Source organism: Stakelama flava (genome assembly GCF_019351405.1).
GTDB classification, from domain to species: domain Bacteria; phylum Pseudomonadota; class Alphaproteobacteria; order Sphingomonadales; family Sphingomonadaceae; genus Sphingomonas; species Sphingomonas flava_A.
On the sequence record NZ_JAHWZX010000004.1, the window covers coordinates 265,741 to 289,173 of the forward strand.

Genomic DNA, 23,433 nt, shown 5'->3' on the forward strand with positions numbered 1-23,433 from the left:
GGTCTGCCTCACATCCGGAAGATGCCGAAGCGCGGTGCTTCGGGAACAGGGGCGTTGGCGCAGGCGGCAAGCGCAAGGCCGAGGACGTCGCGGGTCTGGGCAGGGTCAATGATCCCGTCATCCCATAGTCGCGCGGTTGCGTGCCAGGGATTGCCTTCCTCTTCATATTTCGCGCGGATGGGGCCTTTGAATGCTTCGGCCTGATCCTCGCTCCAGTCATCGGCGTCGCGATGCACGGTGGCGAGAACGCTCGCCGCCTGTTCGCCGCCCATCACGCTGATCCGGCTGTTGGGCCAGGTGAACAGGAAGTTGGGCGAGTAGGCGCGCCCGCACATGCCGTAATTGCCCGCGCCGAAGCTGCCGCCGATCAGCACGGTGATTTTTGGCACCTGCGCGGTGGCGACGGCGGTGACCAACTTCGCGCCATGTTTGGCGATGCCCTCTGCCTCGTAACTGCCGCCAACCATGAAGCCGGAGACATTCTGCAGGAATAGCAGCGGAATCTTTCGCTGGCAGGCAAGCTCAATGAAATGCGCGCCCTTTTGCGCGCTTTGCGAAAAGATCACGCCGTTATTGGCAAGGATTGCGACCGGCTGGTCATGGATATGCGCGAAACCGCACACCAGCGTATCGCCGTAGAGCGGTTTGAATTCATGAAATTCGCTGCCGTCGACCAGCCGCGCGATGACTTCGTGCACGTCATAGGGGGCGCGGACATCTTCGGGGATGATGCCGTACAGCTCTTCCGCTGGAAAGCGCGGTTCGCGCATCAGGTCGCGTGGCGGCGTGTCGGCGTCGGGGGCGGGCAGCGTCGATACGATATCGCGAACGATGGTGAGCGCGTGATGATCGTTTTCCGCAAGATGATCGACCACGCCCGATGTACGCGCGTGCAGATCGCCGCCGCCCAGATGCTCCGCGCTGATTTCTTCGCCCGTCGCCGCCTTTACCAGCGGCGGCCCGGCGAGGAAGATCGTACCCTGTTCGCGCACGATGACGCTTTCGTCCGACATGGCGGGGACATAGGCGCCGCCCGCGGTGCAGCTTCCCATCACGCACGCGATCTGCGCGATCCCCTGCGCCGACATCTGCGCTTGGTTGTAGAAGATGCGCCCGAAATGGTCGCGGTCGGGGAACACCTCTGCCTGATGCGGCAGGTTCGCCCCGCCCGAATCGACCAGATAGATGCACGGCAGCCGGTTCTGCATCGCGATCTCCTGCGCGCGCAGATGCTTTTTGACCGTCATCGGATAATAGGTGCCGCCCTTCACCGTTGCATCATTGGCGACAATCATCACCTGCCGCCCGCACACTTGGCCGATGCCGGTGATCATCCCCGCACCGGGTACATCGCCTTCATACATGTCGCACGCGGCGAGCTGGCTGAGTTCGAGGAAGGGCGAGCCGGGATCGAGCAGCAGTTCGACGCGGTCGCGCGGGAGCAGCTTGCCGCGCGAAACATGCCGTTCGCGGCTCCTTTCGCTGCCGCCCAGCGCCGCCTTGGCGACATCATCGCGCAGCCTTTGGGCCAGTGCGCGGTTATGGTCGGCCTTGCGGGTGAAATCCTCGCTATCGGGGCTGTTCCGCGTTTGCAGTGCGGGTGCGCTCATTATCGCTGGCTATCCTCTGTTGTTTTTTCGGGCCTGCTCTACCCGGCACGGATGCGCTTTGAAAGGCGATTGGGAAGGCGCATGAAACGGCCGGATCGGCTCGCCGCGACGGTCGCGGGTGGACAGGTTGTCATGCGAAGCCGGACGGTCCGACGTAGGACAAAAAAGGACCGCCCGGCCCCGCATGACTGCCGAAACCACGTTTCGGCAAGATTTCGGGCGCTGTGCGGCGTCACACGCCGATCAGTTCCCGCCCGATCAAGTAACGACGGATTTCATTGGTTCCAGCGCCAATGTCATAGAGCTTGGCATCGCGCAGCAGGCGTTCGACCGGCCATTCCTTCGTATATCCCGCACCGCCCAGCGCCTGAATCGCTTCAAGCGCGGACTTCACCGCGTTTTCGGAAGCGAGCAGGATCGCACCGGCTGCATCGAAGCGCGTCGTCTTTCCTGAATCGCAGGCGCGCGCGACAGAATAGACATAGGCGCGTGCCGAATTGAGCGCGACGTACATGTCGGCGACCTTTGCCTGAATCAGCTGAAAACCGCCGATGGGGGTGCCGAACTGCTTGCGCTCGCGAACATAGGGCAGGACGGTGTCGAGACATGCCTGTATGATGCCCAGCGGCCCGGCGGCAAGCACAGCGCGTTCGTAATCGAGCCCGCTCATCAGCACTCCCGCGCCCTTGTTCAGTTCGCCGAGGATGTTTTCGGCCGGAACCTCGCAATCCTCGAACACCAATTCGGCGGTGTCGGAGCCGCGCATGCCCATCTTGTCGAGCTTTTTGGAAACGGAAAACCCTGCGAAATCGCGTTCGATCAGGAAGGCGGTAATGCCCTTCGGCCCGGCCGCGCTGTCGGTTTTGGCATAGACGACCAGCGTGCTCGCTTCGGGCGCGTTGGTGATCCAGAATTTGGTGCCGTTCAGGACATAGCGGTCATTGCCCTTCGCCTCCGCCTTCAGCTTCATCGATACGACGTCGGAACCCGATCCGGCTTCCGACATGGCAAGGCTGCCGATATGCTCGCCCGAAATCAGCTTGGGCAGATATTTGCGCTTTTGCGCTTCGGTCCCCCAGCGGCGGATCTGGTTTACGCACAGATTGGAGTGCGCACCATAGGAAAGCCCGATCGAGGCAGAGGCGCGCGAAATTTCCTCCATCGCAACGCAATGTTCGAGATAGCCGAGACCCAGTCCGCCGAACTCTTCCTCCACGGTGATGCCGTGCAGGCCAAGTTCGCCCATTTGCGGCCACAGGTCACGCGGAAACGTGTTGGTTTCGTCCACCTCCGCCGCGATCGGGGCGATCTTGTCAGCGGCGAAGCGCGCCGTCGTCTCGCGAATCATGTCGGCGGTTTCGCCCAGCGCGAAATCCATGGTCGGTTGCATCATCCCTCCTGGCGGTTTTCTTTTTCGCGATCCCGATTAGCGGCGGTCGGCGGGTACGTCTATCGCCTGCAACATGTTGTACAACGGCCTGATCTTTCCCGCCTAAACGCGAAGTGGAGGGGATAGGCTCCATTCGTTATTGCGGATCGTATTCGCGCGCGCCGATCGCGTCGGCGATGGCGATCAGCCGTTCAGCCTCGTCGACATGAAGCTGTTCGACCATCCTGCCATCGATCCGCGCTACGCCCAACTGCTTCGCGCGCGCATCGGCCCATGCCGCAACGATGCGCCGCGCCGTGTCCACCGCATCGGGTTCAGGAGCGAAAACCCGGTTCGCGATGTCGATCGTCGCCGGATGGATCAGCGTCTTGCCGTCGAACCCCATATCGCGACCCTGAATGCAGACCGCTTCCAATCCCGCGTCATCGTCAAGGTCGAGGTGCACGCCGTCGATCGCTGCAAGACCATGCGCGCGGGCGGCAAGGACGATCAGCGACAGCGATGTCAGCAGCGTTGCACGGTCGGGACGGTGCCGCGCATGCAATTCCTTGTTCAGGTCATTGGTCCCCGCAATCAACCCAGCCATGCGCGGGGCAGCGGCGATATCGGCGGCGCGCAGCACGCCAAGCGGCGTTTCGATCATGCACCAGATCGGCAGCGCGATCCGTTCGGCGGCCTGCGCGACCATAGGGCCGCTCTCGACCTTGGGCAGCACCACGCCGTCGAGCGGGAGTCCGGCGGCAAGCGCGAAATCCTCCGCGACATCGATCCCGCCGACGCGTAACAGCAGTTCGCGAGGCCCGTAATCGTCGCCCGACAGCGCCTGTGCCACGATGTCGCGGGCATCCACCTTTCGTTCCGGAGCGACGGCATCTTCCAGATCGATGATGATTGCGTCGACGGGCAGCGTGCGGGCCTTTTCCAGCGCGCGCGTCTTGTCCCCCGGCACATAGAGCATCGACCGGCGCGGGCGGATCGGCATAATGGATTTCCCCAATTCAGGACCGGCGGTCGGCCTGTTTTTCGTGCAGGGAATAGCAGCGATTACGCCGCACCGAAAAGCCCCGTTGGGCGCAGAGGCAAGCGGCGCGCACGGATGTTTGGCGCGCGCCGCCTTTGCCGGTCAGAATGCGACGGTAAGGGCGCCGCCGAAGGAAAAGCCGGTGCCGCTTTGCGTCTGTTCCCAGCCGCCGTTGATTTGCCACATATAATCCAGTCCGCCCTGAACGATACGCGCCTTGGCGAGCCAGCCGCTCTTCAGCGACGTAGGGTCGATGGTGAACGCATCGCCGTCGCTATCGTCGAAATAGGCGGTGGTGGAACCGAGATCGCCCGAAATCTGATTGCGGCGGCCGCCCTCCAGTTCGAACGTCAGCGGGCGATAGTCATGGGTGACATAGCCGGTGCTCCACGCCAGTGTGAGCGTGGTTTCCGCCGACAGGCTGTCGCTGTTGCGCGATTCGACCGCCAGATCGATCACATCGTCATCGCCGTCTTCGGTATAGCCGTTTTCGTGGAGACGCAGATAATCGAGTGTCACCTGCGGCTTTAGCGAGAAGTTGCTTCCCAGCGCGGCGGTGTAGGCGGCACCGGCCGATGCGGATGCGCTCCAGCCCTTCCAGTCGCCATCGGTGGAATAGGTGATGTCCGCATCATCGACTTCGCCGGTAAAGGTGCGGTCCGATGACATGCTGACGCGGCCGGCGCCGATCTTCGCAAAGGTGTAAAGCGGTCCCGAAGCCTTGCGCCAGAACAGGTTAGCGCCAAGCTGGCTGACATCGACATCCTGCCAGTCGCCGGTCGACACTGAACCGCTGGTATAGCTGAGCGATAGCCCGATAAAGCCTATGCCGGTGCGCTTTTCGACACCGGTCGAAATGCCCCAGCCGCTCGCGGTGTAGGGCGCGGTCGCGTTTTCATCCTTCTTGTCGTGGAAGTAGAAGGGTTCGATCCAGCCGCCGACATCGCTGATGTCGAAATCGGCATTGGTGTCGGTGATGTGACGATCGGCGAGTTTGGTACCGCGCCGTACCACGTCGAATACACCGCCCGCATGATCGGGAAGCAACTGGTCGAATTGTCCCTGAAGTGCCTCGACATCATCGACCTGAAGCAGGCTGGCGGTCAGATCGTCATCTTCGCTGGCCGCGGCGATGATCGCATCGAAACCGGCGCTTTGCGACGCGGTCAGGCCAAGTTGCTCGGCCGTTTTCCGGCTGATCGTCAGAACGACATCGTTGTCGTCGGTGGTGACTGATCCGGTATAGAGCACCGGCAGGCTGGCCGTGTCTGAGAAGGTCGGGCTGCCGTTGAGCGTGTCGGCGGTCAGAATGGTGTAGCTGCCCTCCGCATCGGTCAGCGATTCGATCGTGGCGGTGACGGTCGATCCATCTTCGAACGTGGCGGTGTTCGCGATGATCTTGGACGCGGTCCCGCTGTCGCCGTCGATATAGACATGATAGCTTGCATCCGATCCGACAGTGATCGAATTGACGCTGGACGTGGTTGCGGAACTACCGCCGAACGTTCCGCCGGATACGGTTACGTCCAGATTGCTTCCGCCGGTGATCGCGCCCAGAAATGAAGCATCGCCCGCCACCGACAGGGTTGCGCTTTCATCGCCGAAGTCGGCGGTGCCGTTGAAATAGGCATAGTCGGACAGTGCCATCGTCGCGTTGCCGGTGCCGAAATAGATGTCGCCGTCATATCCGCTATAGCCGCTTAGCGAGACGGTATCGTCACCGGCGGCAAGATAGGTATCCCCTGCAATACGGCCCGCCTGGATATTCAGGACGTCATCGCCCGAACCGGTCAGGATATCGCCGCTGATAGCGGTATAGGTGGTGGCGGTGTCGGCGTCGTAATCGTCATCCTCCAGTTCTTCATCGAACGATTCCTGATCGATCGAATTGAGATACTGGTTGATCGTGACGCCGGTTGTATTCGCCGAAAGGTCGATTGCCGCGCTGGTGTCCTCGATCGATGCCGAAACGCTGATCGTGCCGGTATTGTCGATCTGGGTAAGCGTGTTCGAAAGGTCCTGCACCGCATAGACGGTGCCACCGCCGGGTGAGGAAATCGACGCCGAAATGGCGCCGCTGTTATACAGATAGGGGACGTTCGACCCCTGATTGATCAACAGCCCGATCGCTTCGGAATCGACCGTGGTCGCGGTCACCGTTCCCGTCACGCCTATGCCGTCGGCCATGTCCACATCGCCGCCCTGACCGCCGATGACGATGGCATGCGCGTCGAGCGAGCTTTTGTTCGCCGATGCCGAAACGGTGCCGTCGACCGCCAGCGAGAAGTCGCCTTCGCGCCCCGTGACGGTGCCGATGGCGATGTCGTCCTCTCCGCCGATTTGCAGCGCGGGGCTTGCGCCGTAGGAATAGATCGCGCCCGTCGCTTCATCGTCATCATCGACACCGTCGCCATCCTCATCATCGACATCGTCGTCGAGGTCATAGGGCGGAGCGGCGATGATGATGCCACCATCGACATTGCCAGTCACCTCTACCGCGGGCGCGCTGACCGCGAGATCCGAACGCGACAGGTAGATGGTCGCGGAATCGTCGTCGATATAGGAAAGCGACTGGGTGACCGTGCCCTGAACCGAAAAGGTCCCGCTGACATCGCCGTCGATCACGACGCCCTGCGCGCCTTCGCCGACGACCTGAATCGTGCCGTTCGCCTCGACATTGCCGTCGACCGACTGCGTATGCAAACCGGTGCTGTAATCGCCGATCGTATAGATCGTGCCGTCATTGACGATGTCGCCGGTATAATCGGAATCGACCACGATGCCGTAGGAATTCAGCCCCTCGACCGTGATCGTGCCGCTGTTGGTGATGGATCCGCTTGCCGTCCCGCCCGACGCGACATGGATGCCGTAGCGGTCGCTGGCGCTGGCGATCGCGCCATCGGCGATGCTGTTGGAATCGGCGTCGGTGGGGACATAATCTTCCAGCACTTCGATATCGCCGTCATTGACGATGGTGCTGTCGGTGCCGGGCTGAATTGTGATGGCGCTTGCGCCGTCCGCATCGCCGACGCTGATGGTCGCATCGTCTTCCGTCGTTACGTCATTGTCGGAATTGACGGTGATGGCAGCGCCGCTGTCGACCGTCAGAACCGCGTCTTCCGCCACCGTGATGTCGCCAGCGCTGGACGTGACCAGCGGGGTGGTGGCGTCATCGTCGCTCACCGTCATCTGCGCCGCGGCAGGGTGCGCCAGCAGCAGCGCCGCCGCGCCGGCGGAGGTCAGGCAGGTAGCCTGTTTCAGGAGCAGCGGTAGTTTGCCGCGAGCGCGTACCGCCGTGCGAGTGAGCGTCCCGTCGGAGCGGGGAGAGGCGGACGAGCATGGGAACATTTGGCGATTTCCTGAATTCATTAAGGTGGCACGCGCGCAAGGGCCGATACCGCCGCGCACGCCGCGTGCGATATTCAGCCTGTGTGTCTGGTTTTTTTCCGACGCGGAGAAGGCTGCGCTGTGTCTTGCACCCACAGCATCGGCAGGATTGCAGTCACGACAGTTTGACAGGGTATCCGGGAAACTCCGGGATTGCGTCATCCGCCATTGGCGGGCGAAGGCCGCTCCTTGTTTTTCAAGTGCATGTGCGCTGTAGTTCCGAAAGCGGAACCGGAAATATCGCGAACACAAATGCGGATAAAAGCCCGGACATGAACGATTTTACATCCTCTCCAGTCGACGGGCCGAATGGCGCGGCGCTGCTGATCGTCGATGACGACCGGGCCATTCGCGACCTGTTGGGGCGCAGCCTTACCGGCCATGGCTATCGCGTCACCACCGCCGCCAATACCCGCGAAATGGAGGAGGTCTTGCGCGAGGGCGGGATCGATTTGATCCTGCTCGACATCATGATGCCGGGCGAGGACGGGCTGTCGGCTTGCCGTCGCATCATCGGTAGTGACGGGCCGCCGGTCGTATTCCTGAGCGCACTGGGCGAAGAGGATGACCGGATCACCGGTCTGGAAACAGGTGCGAGCCATTATCTTCCCAAACCGTGCAGCGCGCGAGAGGTGCTGGCGACGGTGCGTGCGGCGCTTCGCCAGCGCGGGCAGGTGGAACCGTCGCAGCGCAAGGCATTCCGGTTCGGAAGCGGCTGGCTGATCGATTTCACCTCGCACGAACTGGTCGATCCAAAGGGCGTGCTCGTCGATCTGACCGACGGCGAATTCGCGGTACTGCGGGCATTTGTCGAACGTCCACGTCGCGTTTTGCCGCGCGAAACGCTGTTAGAGGCGGCACGCGGGCCGGACAGCGAATCTTTCGACCGCGCGATCGACGTTCAGGTGAGCAGATTGCGCCGCAAGCTGAACGCCGAAGGCGACATCATCCGCACCATCCGCAACGAAGGCTATATGTTCGCGCCGCAGGTCAGCCGCGCGTGATCTCCGCAATCCGCCTGCGCCACTGGCCGCTTTTCGGGCGGATTTTCGCGATCATGCTGCTGGCGCTGCTGCTGGTCCAGATATTCAATTTCGCGCTGGTCGTGCTGGTGCCGCCGCCCCAGCCGGATATCACGTCGCTTGCAACCGTTGTCGAGGCGCTGGAGCAGAAGCCATCGGAAACGCTTCGTATTTCCTATGACCATCCGCCTTCGAAAAAGATGGCGGGGCCGCATGAACGGCGCATCGCGAAGATACTCGCCAACCGTCTTGGCATACCCGCCAATCAGGTGAATGTGGATACGCACTTTCCCGCCCCGCACGGCGCGCCGATGGCGATGTTCGGTCGTGAAGGGCCGGTACAGCGCGAGAGGATGGACAGCTTGCCCCGGCCGGAAGCGGTGCTGTTCGGCGATTTCACGGTTTCGGCCCGCATGGACAATCGCTGGATTACCGTGAAGCCGAAGGAAAACGCGATGGCGCCTTGGCGGCGCAGGGCGTTATTGTGGTTGCTGGTCGCGATTGTGGTCGTGGCGCCGGTCGCCTGGATATTGGCGCGCGCGCTCGCCAGGCCCATCCGGTTGTTCGCCCAGGCGGCGGAACGACTGGGGCGCGATCCAAAAGCGCCGCCGCTCGCGTTGAGCGGTCCGCCCGAAATCGGCGAGGCTGCGGCCGCGTTCAACGAAATGCAATCGCGGCTCAACCGTTATGTCGAGGACCGGACGACCCTGATGGCAGCGATCGCGCATGACCTGCGCACGCCGCTGATGCGCCTTGGCCTTCGCCTCGAAAATGCTCCAGGCGACCTGCGCACGGCGTGCGAGGAAGATATTCGCGACATGGAGGAGATGGTCGCGGCGGTCATGGCGTTCGTCCGCGATATGCGGCGTCCGTCGCGTCGCCAGCGTCTCGACCTGCAGGCGCTGGCGCAAAGCGTGACCGACGGGTTCGAAGATGCGGGCGGCGCAGTTACGCTGGAACCGGGCGAACCGGTGGTGGTGGAAGGCGACGCCGCTTCGTTGAAGGCGATGCTGTCCAACCTTGTCGGCAATGCACTGAAATATGCCGACGGGGCGACCGTCTCGCTTATCACGCAAGGCGCGAACGCGGTGATCGAGGTGCGTGATTGCGGGCCCGGCATGGAACCCGACGATTTGGAACGTGCGTTCGAACCATTTTTTCGCGGCGAACGTTCGCGCAACCGCAACACGGGCGGGATCGGGCTGGGGCTGGCGAGCGCGCGTGCGGTCGCACGTGGGCATGGCGGCGATATCGTCCTTGCCAACCGACCCGAAGGCGGGTTGATCGCGACAGCGACGCTTCCGCTTTAAGGCAGACATATCCCAGCAATGGCGCCACCGCAGCCAGCGGGTATCCCAATCGAAAGGATATCGCCGCCATGCGCGTTGCAACAAAGAGTTTGTGCTTTCTTTTGACTTTGGCGGGCTGCGCTTCGCACGGGCCGGGGCATTTCGGTGGCGGGCCGCCGGGTGGTCCGGGGGGACCGGGCGGTCCGCCACCCGGCGGATCGGTGTTTCTAAGCCCGATGGGCGAACCGTTTCGCGGCACGCCAGGCGGGGTAAGCGCGGAGAAGGCGTGGTTCGCCGGGGCCGATGCCAATGGCGACGACGCGCTGACTCGCGACGAATTCGTCGCCGATGCGCTTCGCTTCTACACCGTGCTCGATCGCAACGGCGACAGCGACATCGATCCTGAGGAAGTTGCCTATTACGAAAATGTTCTGGTGCCCGAAAGCCGTTCCGCCGCTGCTGGACCCGGTGGGGGAGCGGGGCGGCAGGGTCGTGATGGCGGTGCCGGTGGTCCGCCGGGCGGCGGCGGTCCTCCGGGCGGGGGCGGAGGACCCGGCGGTGGTGGTCCGGGCGGCGGGCCGGGCGGTCCGGGGCAGGGCGGTGAAAGACCGGGATCGCATTCCGGCGAAGTCGCGCCCGATTACGCGCGGATGGGTGCCGCGCGCTACAGCTATCTGCCGCTGCCGGAACCGGTTACCGCGGTGGATACCGACTTTAACCGCACGATCACCCCCGAAGAATTCCGTCGGGCCGCGCAGTCGCGTTTCGCGCGGCTGGACCTCAACCATGATGGCAAGCTGGTTGCCGCCGAATTGCCGGACCTTGGCGGCAAGCGCTGATGAAGTATCCCGCCCGGACATAAAAACCGGGCGGGTACTGCGCAGTACCCGCCCGGCCCCCGCCCACAGGAGAAATGGCTCGTCCTTACCGCTTGGGCGAACCGCCTGGGGGCAAGCCCGGCCCACCGGGTCCGCCGGACGGGGGAACTCCGTCATGTGGACCACCGGGACCAGGGGGAGGGGCAAAACCGTCCGGCCCGTGATCGAGGCGCAGGATCGCCTCGAACCGCGTACGCTGCTGCGCATCCAGAGCCTGGTAGAAACTTTTCAGCGCAGCGATGCGCTGACGCGCCTGTTCGCCATGTTCGGCCTCGCGGCGTTCCATATCGGCGAGCCGTTCGTCAAAAGACGTTGCTGACGGCGGCGGCGGTGGGTTGGCGGCCCCATCACGATTGCCGCGATCACCCGGCCCACCTTGCCGACCGGGATTCTGATCGGGCTTGCCGCCGGGGCGCGGACCGCCGCCACGATGCGGCGGGGCGCTTGCCTTCAGATACGCTTCAAGCGCGGGGCGCTGATCGGCGCGCAGGTTCAGCAGCAGCGCCATATCGTCCACGCGCTGTTGATCCATTGCATTGTCCGGCATGCCGGGCGCATTGGCGGGTGGTCTTTGCTGCGCCATGGCTGGCGTCCCCACCGCGCTGGCCATGACGCCGGCCAGAATAAATGCTTTGATCATCCCTTTGGTCCTTGTCGTTGTGCCGTCTGGAATTCCGTCAAAATGTGTCGCGGGAATTTCCATCAGCCCAGATTTCGGTCAGCCGAGTATGCCGGTGAAACGCCAGCGGCCCGTGACGGGCGAGCGCACGAGCAGCCCGCCGCACTGCCGGCAATGCGTGTGGGGAAGCGCGGAGCGACCCGGCGTCTTGTCGCGTGCAAGCCGGGTGCGGCTCGGCCGGTGCCGCCCCAGTGAACAATCAGTCTGATTGGTACTTATCATCGTCACCTCGTCACGAGGACGTTTCGCACTGGCACTTGTCCGCGATATTTCCCGTGCAAGCGCGGCGACAGGCTTGGTCCCCCGGCGCTGTGCGCTTTGGAGGTTTCGCCGAATATCCCGGCGGGCTTTTCTCCAGCTCGGCTTGGGCAGGGAGAAAACGGCCATGATCGATCGCAGGACCATGATCGCGGGCGCGGGATCGCTGTTCCTGCTTTCCCGTCTGCGCGCGAACGCCGCCGCGCGCGGTCTGGATATCGCGCTTGTCAACGGCAGTTTCTGGACGGGCGTGCCGGCTCAAAGGCGGGCAAGCGCTGTCGGCATCGTCGGCGATCGCATCGTCGCGCTTGGCGCGGATCACGTGGCTTCGCTCACCACGCCGCGCACCCGGATCATCGATCTTGATGGCGCATTCGGTATGCCGGCGATGACCGACGGCCACACCCATTTCCTCAACGGTTCGGTGACATTGACCCAACCGGATCTGCTTGGCGCACGCAACCGCTCCGAATTCGCCGAAAGAATAGGCGGCGCGGCGCGGGCAAGGCCGGGCAAATGGATATTGGGCGGCGCGTGGGACGAACAGCGGATGGGCGGCGAACTGCCGACCCGCGAATGGATCGATTCGGTGACTTCCGACACGCCCGTCGCCGTTCCGCGGACCGATCTTCACAGCTATCTGCTCAATTCGCTCGCCCTCAAAATGGCCGGTATCACGCGCGAAACCCCTGACCCCGAAGGCGGCGTCATCGTCCGAAATGCGGACGGCGACCCCACGGGTATTCTGAAAGACAATGCCAAGGCGCTGGTCGAGCGGGTGATCCCGCCCCTGAGCGACACCGACGCCGATGCAGCCGTCCGGCGGGGGATAGAGCACGGGCTGTCCAAGGGGCTGGCCCAAATCCACAACCCCGAAATCAACTGGGACTGCCTGCCGGTGCTTCGTCGCCTGCGCTCCCGCGGGGAGACCGATCTGCGCTTTTATGCCTTTGTGCCGATCGCGGACTGGGAAAAAATGGCGGGCATCGTGGCGGAGGAAGGCCGTGGCGATGACTGGCTCCGCTGGGGTGCGGTAAAGGCGCTTGCCGATGGCTCGCTGGGGTCTCGCACCGCAGTTTTCTATGACGATTATACCGATGCTCCGGGGCAGCAGGGCGTCCGTGTGACACCGCTGAACGATCTGCACGAATTTGTTCAACAGGCCGATGCGCACGGGCTTCACGTCGCTACCCATGCCATCGGTGATCGCGCCAATGACGATGTGCTGGACATCTATGCCGCGGTGGCGAAGGCCAATGGCCGAAAGGATCGGCGGTTCCGTATCGAACATGCCCAGCATTTGCGCCCCGAAAGCATCGGCCGCTTTGCCCGTCAGGGCGTCGTCGCGTCCGTCCAGCCCTATCACGCGATCGACGACGGACGCTGGGCGGTAAAGCGGATCGGCGAAAAGCGGCTTGCCGGAACCTATGCGTTTCGTTCGCTGATCGACAGCGGCGCGCATGTGGCTTTCGGTTCCGACTGGCCGGTTGCGCCGCTCGATCCGCTGACCGGAATCTATGCCGCGACGACAAGGCGGACCATTGACGGAGCCAATCCGGACGGGTGGCTGCCGGACCAGAAGATAGCAGCCGAACAGGCGCTGATCGCCTATACCCGCGGCAACGCCTATTCGGGTTTCATGGAAGACCGTACCGGCATGCTTGCATCCGGATATTACGCCGATATCGCAATTTTCGACAGCGATCTGCTCGCCATCGATCCGCTGAAAATTCCGGATATAAAGACGCTGCACACTTTTGTCGGGGGCAAGCAGCGTTATACTTCGGTTTAAGGGGCGCGCGCCCGGCTATTCGGTCTCGTCGGCGCGGCCGGGATTGAACCGCCGCATCCACTGAACCAGCGCGGGATCGTCGAGCGTGTCGAGGATATTGGCGAGTACCGGGTCGGCTTCATCCTGCCCCAGCTTGAAGCGACCGGCCATCGCCGTCACCTCCGCGCGGAAGCCGATGATAGCTTTAAGCATGCCGTGATAGCGATGCGCGATTTCTTCCTTGCTCCAGGGGGTTTTGCGGCCGGATTCCATATGCGCGACGATGCGATCGACAGCCGCGCCGGTCGCTTCGGGGGTGAAAACAAGCCGCGCCTCGACGCGAAGCTGCGCATAGTTCCATGTCGGACCCCAGTCGCGGCGGCGCGCATGTTCGGGCGAGATATAGGCATGTGGTCCGGTAAACAGGATGAGCGCGGTTCCTTCAGGTGCCAGCGCATCGTAAAGTGCGTTTCGACGCGACATATGACCGATCAGACGGACGAGACGCCCATCGCTGTCATATTCGCCCAGCAGCGGCAAAAGGCTGGCCGCATCGACCCCGTGCCCCGGCGCGACCACCCAGCCGAGCGGATAGGCCGTGATCAGGTCCCGAGCATCGTCGTTTGAAAAATCGTCGAATATTTTCATCGATTTGCCGGTCCGCGATTCGGGCCGTCCGGTGAAGTGCGATGATGCATCCTGCCCCCGCGATGGATGAGGTCGGCCAGCATCTTACCGCCGGTTGCATCGCGCAAGCGCCAATAGCAATAAACCGCCCGGACCAAGGCCGGGCCTTGCCAGCGATTACGGCGCGAATATACACTGGACCCAGGCGACGTCCCATAATTGCATGAAGGAGGTTCCAGTGCTGCGTCCATGGAACATCAGCCTGCGCGAACGGATCGATGCGTCGAAGGATGCTCCGATCTATATGCAGATTATCCAGGCGCTGATCCGCGATATCGAAAGCGGGCACCTGGCCTCCGGGACCTATCTGCCCAGCACGCGCGAACTGGCATCGACGCTCGGCGTCAATCGTAAGACGGTCGTGCTCGCCTATGAAGACCTGATCGCGCAGGGGTGGCTCGCTTCGGCGGGAACGCGCGGCACCATGGTTTCGCAGTCGCTGCCCGAAGCGACGCGTCGGCAGGAAAATGCCCTGCCGGCGGATCAGCCGACAAGCGCCGATTACCGGTTTGCCCTACCGCCCGAACGGCCGCTGGCGTTGCCCGAAGGTGGCGGGATCAAAATCGATGAAGGGACGCCGGACGGGCGATTGATGCCGACCGAGGTGCTGTCGCGCGCCTATCGCACCGCGATCCGCAACGCATCGCGTGAAAATCGCCTGCAATATCGCGATCCGCGTGGGTCACCGCGCCTGCGGCAGGCGATCGCAGGGATGTTGAAGGGTGAACGCGGCCTGCCGGTCGCGGCCGAAAATATCTGTATCACGCGCGGAAGCCAGAATGGCATGTTCCTTGCCGCGCAGATGCTGGTGGGCGCGGGAAATGCGGTGGTGGTCGAAGCGCTGACCTATGAACCCGCCGTCGCCGCGTTTCGCGCGCGCGGTGCCGAAATCGTATCGGTCGGGCTGGATGAAGAGGGCATCGATATCGATGAACTGGAGCGCGTCTGTCGCCGTCATCCGGTGCGCGCGATCTTTCTGACCCCGCATCATCAGTTTCCGACCACGGTGGCGCTGCGCCCCGAACGGCGATTGCGTCTGCTGTCGCTGGCGCACCAGTTCGGTTTTGCGGTCATCGAGGATGATTATGATCATGAATTTCATTTCAACTCGCAGCCGCTGCTGCCGATGGCGGCCTATGCCCCGGCGCAGGTGATTTATGTCGGCTCGCTGTCGAAATTGCTGCTGCCCGCGCTTCGCATCGGATATGTCGCGGCGCCCGTGGACGTGATCGACGCCATTGCGCATCAGGTGTCGGTGACGGACGGCATGGGCAATACGCTTACCGAGGATGCTGCGGCGGAACTGATCGAGAATGGGGAATTGAAACGCCATGCCCGCAAGGTGCGGCAGGTATATGCCGAACGCCGCACGGCATTTGCCGCGCTGCTCGACGAGCATCTGGGCGGTATAGCGGAATATGCCATGCCTGATGGCGGGCTGGCGTTCTGGCTGCGCTTCCGCGATCCCGCCGCGCTGGCGCGGGTGGAGGCAAACGCATCGCGGTTCGGCGTCAATTTCGCCGCTTCGCAATCCTATGTGACGCGGCCCGATACGCCCAGCGGGCTGCGCCTGGGCTTTGCGAGCCTTGCGAGCAAGGAGGCCGAAGCCGCAATCCGGCGTTTGCGAGGCGCAGCGGAAGAATAGTCGTCGTCCGACCTCCCTTGGTCCCCCGCAAATGCATTGATTGGCGGTTCCAAAAGACCAGCGTGCCGGGAAGGTTTGCCGCATACGATGCTTCGGGGGGAAGGTCGGCGTGCAATATTGGGTGACGATACATCGCTGGTTGGGGCTGACGGCCTCGGCGTTTTTGTTGGTGGCAGCATTAACCGGCTGCCTTTTGTGTTTCACCAGTCCGATCGACCATGCGCTTAATCGCGACCTGTTCGATCATGTGCCGGTGTCTAATGCGCCAGCGCCGATGACCGTGGTGCAAGCGTTCCAGCGCGATCATCCCGCAATACGTGTCATCGAATTTCCCGTTAATGTGCCGAATGATCGCAACATTGTTGTGAAAGTCACTCCCGCGCCCGGCGCCCCGCATTTGTCCTATCGAGAGCTGTTTCTCGATCGGACGGACGGGCATATGGTCGGCGGGCGGACCACCGAACCGTCCTGGGACAGGCGCGGATTCATGGCCGGGGTGCAAATGTTGCACGAAAATCTGTTCGGCGGAACGATCGGCCGATGGCTGATGGGCGTGGTTGCCGTCGCCTGGCTTATCGGCGCGGTTGTCGGCGTCTATCTTACCTGGCCGCAACGGCGCCCGTTCTGGAAAAACTGGAAGCGGGCATGGCGTTTCCGATTCTCAAGCGCGATTCCACGGCTGTTGCTCGACCTGCACCGGTCGTCGGGATTATGGCTGTTGATTGGTATCCTGCCGCTGGCGCTGACGTCGGTTTGCCTCAACTTCTACAGTGAAGTCTATAAGCCGATGGTCGATCGATTGACGCCCAGCGCGCCGACCATGTTCGACCGCAACCCCCCGTATCCGGGCGGGAACAGGATGCCAAAGATCGATTTTGCCCGCGCCGGCGCGCTGGCGGAGCGATATGCGGCGCGCGCGGGTGAGCGTTGGCGGCCCGCCACGATGGTCTATCTGCCGCAATGGAACGCCTATGGTCTGGCGTTCACGCATAACGGCGTGCTGAACTATCGCGGTTACGGCCCGCCATATTATTATGTCGATGGCGATAGCGGCGCATTTCTGGAAGTCGAAAATCCCTATGGCGGGTCGCTGCGACTAAAACTCATCCGTCTGCTCTATCCGTTGCACAGCGGGCATATCATCGGCTGGCTGGGCTCCGCGATCATCTTTCTGCTCGGCATTGCGACGGTTCAGATGATCGTCACGGGACTTTACGTCTGGTGGAAGAAACGCAAATCGCGCGTGGCGGCAAAACGCGCGGCAACCAAGCGAAAGGCACATGCATGAAATCCACGCTCGATCCCGATATCGCTGCGTTTCAGGCGCGGGTGAATGGCGATTATGCGCGATTGTCGCGCGGCGACGGCACCGATGTGGTCGCACGCCGCGAGGTTGCTGAGTCGGTGCGCAGGCCATGGGTGGCGGGCGGTCCGCAAATGGCGTCGACCGAAACGCTTGCCGTCGGGGCGGGGCAGGTGCGCATCCGCATCCACCGTCCCACCGACGCTGCGCAGCTTCCCGCGCTCGTCTATCTGCATGGCGGCGGCTGGGTGGTGTTCAGCATCGACACGCATGACCGCCTGATGCGCGAATATGCGGCGCGATCGGGGTGCGCGGTGGTCGGCATCGATTACGCGCTTGCACCCGAAGCGCCGTTTCCCGCGGCGCTGGACGATATCGCGGCGGTGCTTGCCTGGCTGCGCGACAATGGCGAAGCGTACGGAATAGACGCGACGCGGTTGGCGATCGGCGGCGATTCGGCCGGCGCGAACCTGTCGCTCGCCAGCGCAATCCGTGACCGGGACTGCGGCCATGGGGTGCAGGCGATGCTGTTCAGCTATGGCGCGTTCGATACCGAAATTCGCCCGTCCTATGCGCTGTTCGACGGACCGGATTACATGCTGACCGTGCCGGAGATGGCAGCGTTCTGGCAGGATTATCTGGGGCAAGGCGCACAGGAGTCGACCGAGCCGCTGGCGCGGCCGATGCTGGCCGAGCTTTCGAACCTTCCGCCCGCTTTTTTTTGCATCGCCGCGTGCGACATCCTGCTCGATGAAAATCGCGCGATGGCCGAACGGTTGCGGCAGGCGGGTGTCGCTGTTGAGGCGATCGAATATGCGGGCGCGACGCATAGCTTTCTGGAAGCAGTGAATATTTCCGCGCTCGCCGACCGCGCGCTGGCGGATGCGGCGCGCTGGTTGCGCGAGCGGTTGGCTCCTTAAAATGCCAACGGTCGCGTAATTTGCTCGAACGATGCTTGCTTGGACCGGTCGTCATGATGAATTTGGAGGTTTCGGGCACCCTAAGGACGCGCAAGCCTGAGACGTGGGAGGAGCGGGCGTGCACGAAGATGCACGGCGCGGCGGCGGATTTTATGCGTCGCTAAATATTTGTCATACGGGCGTGGCCCCATCGGGTCCGCCGGTCATAAGGGGCCAGATGATGCGCATTTTCGGATATAAGACGACGACCGCGACCATCGCGATGGCGGCCGGGCTGTTCGCCGCGCTGCCGGCGCTGGCGCAGGATTCCACCGCGCAGGATGACAAAGCCAGCGGCGTGCTTGGCAACAAGGATATCATCGTCACCGCGACCAAGCGCGACACCGCGATCAGCCAGACCGCACTCGCGATCAGCGCGGTAAGCGGTGAAGACCTGGCCGCGGCGAACGCGAACAGCCTGTCGGATTATGTCACCCGCCTTCCGGGCGTGGTTTTCAACGATTATCAGCCCGGCGTTTCGGAAGTGGTGATCCGCGGTATCGCCGCGACCACCTATCACGAGCAGGGCCAGACGACGGTCGGCTATTATCTCAACGAAATTCCGCTGGTCGAACCGGGTTTCCCGATTGCCATCCCCGATGTCGATACCTTCGATCTTGAACGGGTGGAGGTGTTGCGCGGGCCGCAGGGGACGCTGTTCGGTTCTTCCACGCTGGGCGGGCTCGTCAACTATGTCGTGAATACCGCCGATCCGACGAAGATCGACGCAGCCGCCGAAGGATCGGTGGGCAGCACCAAGAATGCTTCGGGCGACCTGAACTATTCGGCCAAGGCGATGGTCAACCTGCCTGTGATAAAGGACAAGCTGGCAGTACGGGTGATGGCGCTGCAGCGCTATGATGCCGGCTATCTCGACAATCCGGGGATCGGCGTCAACGGCAGCAACGACTTCCGCACGCGCGGCCTTCGCGGGTCGCTTGTCTTCACGCCCGCCGAAGGGACAAAGGTCACCTATCTTTCGACCTATCAGGATACGAAGCTGGACGATCAGACCTATCTCGATCTCGACAATCCCTATATTCGTGACCTGCCGCGCGCCGAAACGCAGGAAACCGATTTCTGGCTGAACAGCCTGCGTGTCGATCAGGACCTTGGTTTCGCGACGCTGACCGTGCTGGGATCGGTTGACGAAAAGCACGGCACCACCGTCTTTTCCTATCCCTATGCCTATGTAACCGGGGTGACGACGGGCGACGATGCGGCGTATTCCTTTGGTAAGGCCAGCGCCAATATCAAGACGGCGGAGGCGCGGCTCGCCTCTTCCGGCGACGGGCCATTCACCTGGCTGATTGGCGCAAGCTATATGCACGCCACGAAACACAGCTATGACCGGATCTATCAGGGCGGGGCGGAAAGCTATATCGACGCAAATCCGGACGATTTCGGAGGGTATTCGGGTGCGGTCCTGGCGCCGGACGACCGCATCTACGGCTATATATCGGATACGCTGAACGAGGACCTGGGCATTTTCGGTGAGCTGTCGTTCAAGCCGATGCGCGGGTTCGAAATCACCGTTGGCGGGCGGTACTATAATACGAAGGCCGAAGGCGATGTGGTGAACCAGGCGGGCACGCTGGGGGCGGGGAGTTATACCGCCACCGACAGCAGCGGGCATGTCAGCCAGAAAGAGGACGGCTTTACGCCGAAGGTCACATTGGCCTTCCGCCCGACCGACACGTTCATGGCGTACATGACCTATTCGCGCGGGTATCGCGTCGGCGGCATCAATCCCAACGCAGGCCTGCTTTCGACGATCTCCGCCGCATATGACAGTGATACCGTCGATAACTATGAAGCGGGTGTGAAATTCTCGGTCCTTGACCGTCGCCTGCTGGTCGACGCCACCGTGTTCAACATCGACTGGAAAGACATTCAGGCGCGATTGTTCGGGCCAGCGCCGTCTTATTATTCCTATGTCACCAACGCGGGCAGCGCGAATATTGCCGGAGTTGAATTTTCCGGCACGCTGGCGATCACCCGCGACCTGTCTTTCGGTTCGAACATCACCTATCAGGACGCGACGCTGAGTTCGTTTCTGCCCGACACCTTTGCCGAAGGCGGTGGCTATGATGCGGGAACGACGCTGCCCGGATCGTCGCGCTGGTCGATCGCCAACAATCTGACGCTCGATCTTCAGGATATGCGCGGCAAGCCAAGTCTTGCGATCGCGCACCGCTATCTGTCGAAAGCGCCGGTGGCGTTCGGCAATCCCAACAAGCGCGGCGGGTTCAACATTTTTGATCTTCGCGCCTCTGTCGACGTGACGAAGCAGTTCCGACTGATGGGCTATGTCGAAAACGTATTCGACGAATACGGCATCCTCAACGCACCGTTTACATCGCAGGCGGTGCCGGCGGGATCGATCGTGCGGCCGCGCACCTATGGTCTGCGCATCGACTGGCATTTGTGAGCGGGCGGGGCATCGCGATGCGCGCCGCGCTCCGTTTTGGACTGGCGTTGATGGTCGCCGTCGCCGCGCCGGTGGCCATTGCGCAGCAACCGGCGGGCAAGGGCGGTCCGATTACGCCCGCCGACATCATGAAGCTGGACGATATGCGCGATGTCGCCCTGTCGCCCGATGGGCGGACGGTGCTTTTCACCGTGCAGCGGCAGATGGCGACCTTCGGCTCCCCGCATCAGGCGATCTGGACGGTGCCGAGCGATGGAAGCGCGCCCGAGCGCCCCTTCATTGTGTCGGGCGGTATCGATAACAGCCCGCGCTGGTCACCCGATGGGAAATGGGTCGCCTTTTTGTCGAACCGGTCCGAGCCGTTATATGGCGAGGGGCAGCCGGGGCTGTCCTTCGCCATGCAGCGGTCGGCCGATAGCGATTCCGCGCGTGAACGGCCGGGCGAAGCGCCGGAGGGCGGATCGATTCAGCTTTGGATCATGCCTGTATCGGGGGGCGGAGCTGTGCCGCTGACCGCGCTGCCGGCAGATGTCACCGATTTCGCCTGGTCGCCCGACGGAAAACGCATCGCACTGCTCAGCCCCGATTCCCCCACGGCGGAGGAGAAGGCAGCGAAAGCGCGCGGCGAGGATGAGGTGGTCGTGGACGCCGCCACCCATTTCAGCCGCTTGTGGATTCTCGATCTTAACGCAAAAACCGCGCACCGCGTTTCTCCCGATGGTGTGAATGTCAGCGCGATGGACTGGTCGCCCGATGGCGTGACGATGGCGCTTCGCGTCGCCGATACGCCGGGGATCAACGATTATTTCTATCATTCGCGGCTGGTGCTGTTCGATCCCGAAACTGGCAGGATCGGCAAGACGGTGCTGGAACATGCGGCCGAAGGTCCGTTCTTTTCGCCCGACGGGACGCGGATTGCGGGTGCCTCCATCCTGCTTCCCGGCTTTATCAGCCTCGCCCCGCGCGTATATGACATCAAAACCGGAAAGCTGACCAGTCTCGCCGATCATCATCCGGGGTTGCTGACCGGCCTGCGCTGGGCGCCGAAGGGCGATGGGTTGCTCGCCTTGTCTTTTGAAAAAACGCGATCGAAGGTCGTGCGGATCGACCCTGCGCAAGGCACGGTTACCGACCTCGCGGCGCTAGACGGCGAATCGTCTGATTTCGATATCGATGCCGATGGCGACACGATCGTTGCCCAGCTTTCCAGCCCCGCCCGGCCAAGCGATGTCTGGCGCGTCGCGGATGGCAGCGCGAAGCCGATCACCCGTCTGAATGCCGAAGTCGCCGACTGGAAACCGGGCCAGGTCGAGCAGGTAAGCTGGAAGAACAGCAAGGATGGCAAGACGATCTACGGTGTGCTGGTGACGCCCCCGGGATATGTGCCGGGCACCCCGACAAAGATGGTGGTGCAAATCCACGGCGGGCCGGAATGGGCCTGGTGGTCCGGCTGGCTGGGAAGCTGGCATGAATGGGCGCAGATGCTCGCCACCCATGGCTATGTCGTGTTCCTTCCCAATCCGCGCGGTTCGGACGGGCAGGGCGCCGATTTCGCTCGCGCGGCGCGCGGGGACTGGGGCGGCATGGACTATCGCGACGTCATGGACGGCGTCGATATGCTGGTGAAGCGCGGCATCGCCGATCCCGACCGGCTTGGCATCGGGGGATGGAGCTATGGCGGCTTCATGTCGGCATGGGCGGTTACGCATGGTGACCGGTTCAAGGCGGCGGTGGTGGGCGCGGGGCCGGTCGATCTGGTTCCCTTTGCCCGGATCACCGACACGCCCGATTTCCCGCTGGGCTATTACGGCCCGGTAAGCGACAACATCGCGGTGTATGACCGCAGCAGCCCCGCACGCATGCTGGATCGGGTCCATACCCCCGTTCTGGTGCTGCATGGCGGAGCGGACACGCGAGTTCCCACAACGCTGGGGCTGGAATTCTATCGCGGGTTGAAAATGCAGGGTAAGGAGGCGCAGATGGTCACCTATCCCGGTGAACCCCATTGGCTGCACGATCCTGCGCATCAAAAGGATGTGCAGCGGCGCGTACTCGCCTGGTTCGACAGCCATCTTTAACAGCTGCTGATCCGATTTCGCACAACAGATATTTTTGGAAATCTGCGGGACATACCGCGCGCTGATTCCCGGCAATGATTTTGCCGGGGCGCGCCCTTTTTTTCAGAGGTTTGGTATGACGAAATCAGATGAGCATGATCTTGGGCTGAGCCATGATCTGGATGCGATGCGATCGCTGGATCGGCGACATGCGCTTCGTATGTTCGCCGGGGCGAGCGGCTTCGCGCTTGTTGGGGCATGTGGTGGCGGTTCGTCCAGCGGCGCGGTGGTGACCCCGACGCCTACTCCCACGGTGACGCCGACGCCGTCGCCCACCCCGACGCCGACCTCCAGCGTCAGTGGCTGTATCGCCGATCCCGAGGAGACTGCGGGGCCGTACCCTGCCGACGGCACCAACCAAAGCGGCGGACTGACGTCAAACGCGCTGGTTTCGGATGGGATCGTACGCGATGATATCCGGGCGAGCTTTTTGGGCGGATCGACCACCGTGGCGCAAGGCGTGCAGGTCGAACTGACCCTGACGCTGGTCGATGCCAACGCCGATTGCGTGCCGCTTGCCGGTTACGCGGTCTATTTGTGGCATTGCGACGTGGATGGCGAATATTCGCTCTACGGCGTTCCAGACGAAAGCTATCTGCGCGGTGTTCAGACCGCGGATGAGAATGGGCAGGTCACTTTCAAAACCATCTTTCCCGCCTGCTATTCGGGGCGCTATCCGCACATGCATTTCGAGGTTTTTTCCAGCCTGGCAAATGCGACCGGCGGTCGATACGCCGTACTGACCTCACAGCTTGCCATGCCCGCCGATACCTGTCGCGAGGTTTACAACGGGAACGACCTGTACGCCGACAGCATCAGCCGGTTCAGCCAGACCTCAACGGATCGCGACAATGTTTTCGGCGACAATAGCAGCGCTCAGATCGCCCAGCAGACGCCCAGCATGACCGGCACCGTCGCGGACGGATATGTTGCCAGCGCGACGGTGGGAATTGCGACCTGAGGGCGGTGGACTATGGTGCGGTCAA

17 protein-coding genes are annotated in these 23,433 nt (G+C 62.7%); 10 read left to right on the top strand and 7 right to left on the bottom strand.

All coding sequences use genetic code 11. The annotated features are described in order from the left end of the window. Window positions 1–8: 8 nt before the first annotated feature. The 4 genes from KY084_RS06600 to KY084_RS06615 all read right to left on the bottom strand — a co-directional run bounded on the left by KY084_RS06600 (window position 9) and on the right by KY084_RS06615 (window position 7,369). Entirely contained in the window at window positions 9–1,610 is a 1,602-nt protein-coding gene (locus tag KY084_RS06600; protein ID WP_219237642.1) for a carboxyl transferase domain-containing protein, read from the bottom strand. A gap of 232 nt (window positions 1,611–1,842) precedes the next feature. Further along, the gene (locus KY084_RS06605) at window positions 1,843–3,000 is read right to left on the bottom strand and encodes an isovaleryl-CoA dehydrogenase (RefSeq protein ID WP_281421891.1); all 1,158 of its coding nucleotides are present in this window, start codon (window positions 2,998–3,000) and stop codon (window positions 1,843–1,845) included. Between the two features lie 136 nt (window positions 3,001–3,136). Beyond that, window positions 3,137–3,982, bottom strand: a complete 846-nt coding sequence (locus KY084_RS06610; RefSeq protein ID WP_219237644.1) for an HpcH/HpaI aldolase/citrate lyase family protein — start codon at window positions 3,980–3,982, stop codon at window positions 3,137–3,139. Between the two features lie 141 nt (window positions 3,983–4,123). Next, window positions 4,124–7,369, bottom strand: a complete 3,246-nt coding sequence (locus tag KY084_RS06615) for an autotransporter outer membrane beta-barrel domain-containing protein (protein ID WP_219237645.1) — start codon at window positions 7,367–7,369, stop codon at window positions 4,124–4,126. Between the two features lie 311 nt (window positions 7,370–7,680). Here KY084_RS06615 and KY084_RS06620 point away from each other — a divergent pair, with 311 nt between their 5' ends. The 3 genes from KY084_RS06620 (at window position 7,681) to KY084_RS06630 (ending at window position 10,558) form a co-directional block, all read left to right on the top strand. After that, window positions 7,681–8,412, top strand: a complete 732-nt coding sequence (locus tag KY084_RS06620) for a response regulator (RefSeq protein ID WP_219237646.1) — start codon at window positions 7,681–7,683, stop codon at window positions 8,410–8,412. Continuing rightward, window positions 8,409–9,740 carry an ATP-binding protein gene (locus tag KY084_RS06625; protein WP_343227968.1) on the top strand — a complete coding sequence of 444 codons (1,332 nt, stop codon included), beginning with the start codon at window positions 8,409–8,411 and terminating at the stop codon, window positions 9,738–9,740. The genes KY084_RS06620 and KY084_RS06625 overlap by 4 nt, the downstream gene beginning before the upstream one ends. Before the next feature lie 101 nt (window positions 9,741–9,841). Further along, a complete protein-coding gene (locus KY084_RS06630) occupies window positions 9,842–10,558 on the top strand; it encodes an EF-hand domain-containing protein (RefSeq protein ID WP_219237647.1) in 717 nt (238 codons plus the stop codon). Between the two features lie 85 nt (window positions 10,559–10,643). Here the strand turns inward: KY084_RS06630 and KY084_RS06635 are convergent, their stop codons facing one another. Continuing rightward, a complete protein-coding gene (locus tag KY084_RS06635; RefSeq protein ID WP_219237648.1) occupies window positions 10,644–11,237 on the bottom strand; it encodes a Spy/CpxP family protein refolding chaperone in 594 nt (197 codons plus the stop codon). 78 nt (window positions 11,238–11,315) lie between these two features. Next, window positions 11,316–11,498 carry a hypothetical protein gene (locus KY084_RS06640; RefSeq protein ID WP_219237649.1) on the bottom strand — a complete coding sequence of 61 codons (183 nt, stop codon included), beginning with the start codon at window positions 11,496–11,498 and terminating at the stop codon, window positions 11,316–11,318. 163 nt (window positions 11,499–11,661) lie between these two features. Here KY084_RS06640 and KY084_RS06645 point away from each other — a divergent pair, with 163 nt between their 5' ends. Continuing rightward, a complete protein-coding gene (locus KY084_RS06645) occupies window positions 11,662–13,326 on the top strand; it encodes an amidohydrolase (RefSeq protein WP_219237650.1) in 1,665 nt (554 codons plus the stop codon). Window positions 13,327–13,341: 15 nt separating this feature from the next. Here the strand turns inward: KY084_RS06645 and KY084_RS06650 are convergent, their stop codons facing one another. Continuing rightward, entirely contained in the window at window positions 13,342–13,953 is a 612-nt protein-coding gene (locus tag KY084_RS06650; RefSeq protein ID WP_219237651.1) for an FMN-binding negative transcriptional regulator, read from the bottom strand. A gap of 217 nt (window positions 13,954–14,170) precedes the next feature. Here KY084_RS06650 and pdxR point away from each other — a divergent pair, with 217 nt between their 5' ends. The 6 genes from pdxR to KY084_RS06680 all read left to right on the top strand — a co-directional run bounded on the left by pdxR (window position 14,171) and on the right by KY084_RS06680 (window position 23,408). Beyond that, window positions 14,171–15,637 carry a MocR-like pyridoxine biosynthesis transcription factor PdxR gene (pdxR, locus tag KY084_RS06655; RefSeq protein ID WP_219237652.1) on the top strand — a complete coding sequence of 489 codons (1,467 nt, stop codon included), beginning with the start codon at window positions 14,171–14,173 and terminating at the stop codon, window positions 15,635–15,637. Between the two features lie 121 nt (window positions 15,638–15,758). Continuing rightward, window positions 15,759–16,925, top strand: a complete 1,167-nt coding sequence (locus KY084_RS06660; RefSeq protein ID WP_219237653.1) for a PepSY-associated TM helix domain-containing protein — start codon at window positions 15,759–15,761, stop codon at window positions 16,923–16,925. Continuing rightward, a complete protein-coding gene (locus tag KY084_RS06665) occupies window positions 16,922–17,860 on the top strand; it encodes an alpha/beta hydrolase (protein ID WP_219237654.1) in 939 nt (312 codons plus the stop codon). Before KY084_RS06660 ends, KY084_RS06665 begins: the two co-directional genes overlap by 4 nt. A gap of 217 nt (window positions 17,861–18,077) precedes the next feature. Continuing rightward, complete coding sequence (locus KY084_RS06670) at window positions 18,078–20,330, top strand: TonB-dependent receptor (protein WP_219237655.1); 2,253 nt, start codon at window positions 18,078–18,080, stop codon at window positions 20,328–20,330. Window positions 20,331–20,347: 17 nt separating this feature from the next. After that, window positions 20,348–22,408 (top strand): S9 family peptidase, encoded by a 2,061-nt coding sequence (locus tag KY084_RS06675; protein WP_219237656.1) that lies wholly within the window; start codon window positions 20,348–20,350, stop codon window positions 22,406–22,408. 115 nt (window positions 22,409–22,523) lie between these two features. Further along, the gene (locus KY084_RS06680) at window positions 22,524–23,408 is read left to right on the top strand and encodes a dioxygenase family protein (protein WP_219237657.1); all 885 of its coding nucleotides are present in this window, start codon (window positions 22,524–22,526) and stop codon (window positions 23,406–23,408) included. Window positions 23,409–23,433 lie beyond the last annotated feature (25 nt).

Coding starts and splice junctions, on each gene's coding strand:
- KY084_RS06610 (WP_219237644.1), bottom strand. CDS start 3,982: ATGCCGATCCGCCCGCGCCGGTCGATGCTCTATGTGCCGGGGGACAAG.
- KY084_RS06620 (WP_219237646.1), top strand. CDS start 7,681: ATGAACGATTTTACATCCTCTCCAGTCGACGGGCCGAATGGCGCGGCG.
- KY084_RS06600 (WP_219237642.1), bottom strand. CDS start 1,610: ATGAGCGCACCCGCACTGCAAACGCGGAACAGCCCCGATAGCGAGGAT.
- KY084_RS06665 (WP_219237654.1), top strand. CDS start 16,922: ATGAAATCCACGCTCGATCCCGATATCGCTGCGTTTCAGGCGCGGGTG.
- KY084_RS06605 (WP_281421891.1), bottom strand. CDS start 3,000: ATGCAACCGACCATGGATTTCGCGCTGGGCGAAACCGCCGACATGATT.
- KY084_RS06615 (WP_219237645.1), bottom strand. CDS start 7,369: ATGTTCCCATGCTCGTCCGCCTCTCCCCGCTCCGACGGGACGCTCACT.
- KY084_RS06650 (WP_219237651.1), bottom strand. CDS start 13,953: ATGAAAATATTCGACGATTTTTCAAACGACGATGCTCGGGACCTGATC.
- KY084_RS06645 (WP_219237650.1), top strand. CDS start 11,662: ATGATCGATCGCAGGACCATGATCGCGGGCGCGGGATCGCTGTTCCTG.
- KY084_RS06680 (WP_219237657.1), top strand. CDS start 22,524: ATGACGAAATCAGATGAGCATGATCTTGGGCTGAGCCATGATCTGGAT.
- KY084_RS06635 (WP_219237648.1), bottom strand. CDS start 11,237: ATGATCAAAGCATTTATTCTGGCCGGCGTCATGGCCAGCGCGGTGGGG.
- KY084_RS06675 (WP_219237656.1), top strand. CDS start 20,348: ATGCGCGCCGCGCTCCGTTTTGGACTGGCGTTGATGGTCGCCGTCGCC.
- KY084_RS06670 (WP_219237655.1), top strand. CDS start 18,078: ATGATGCGCATTTTCGGATATAAGACGACGACCGCGACCATCGCGATG.
- KY084_RS06640 (WP_219237649.1), bottom strand. CDS start 11,498: ATGATAAGTACCAATCAGACTGATTGTTCACTGGGGCGGCACCGGCCG.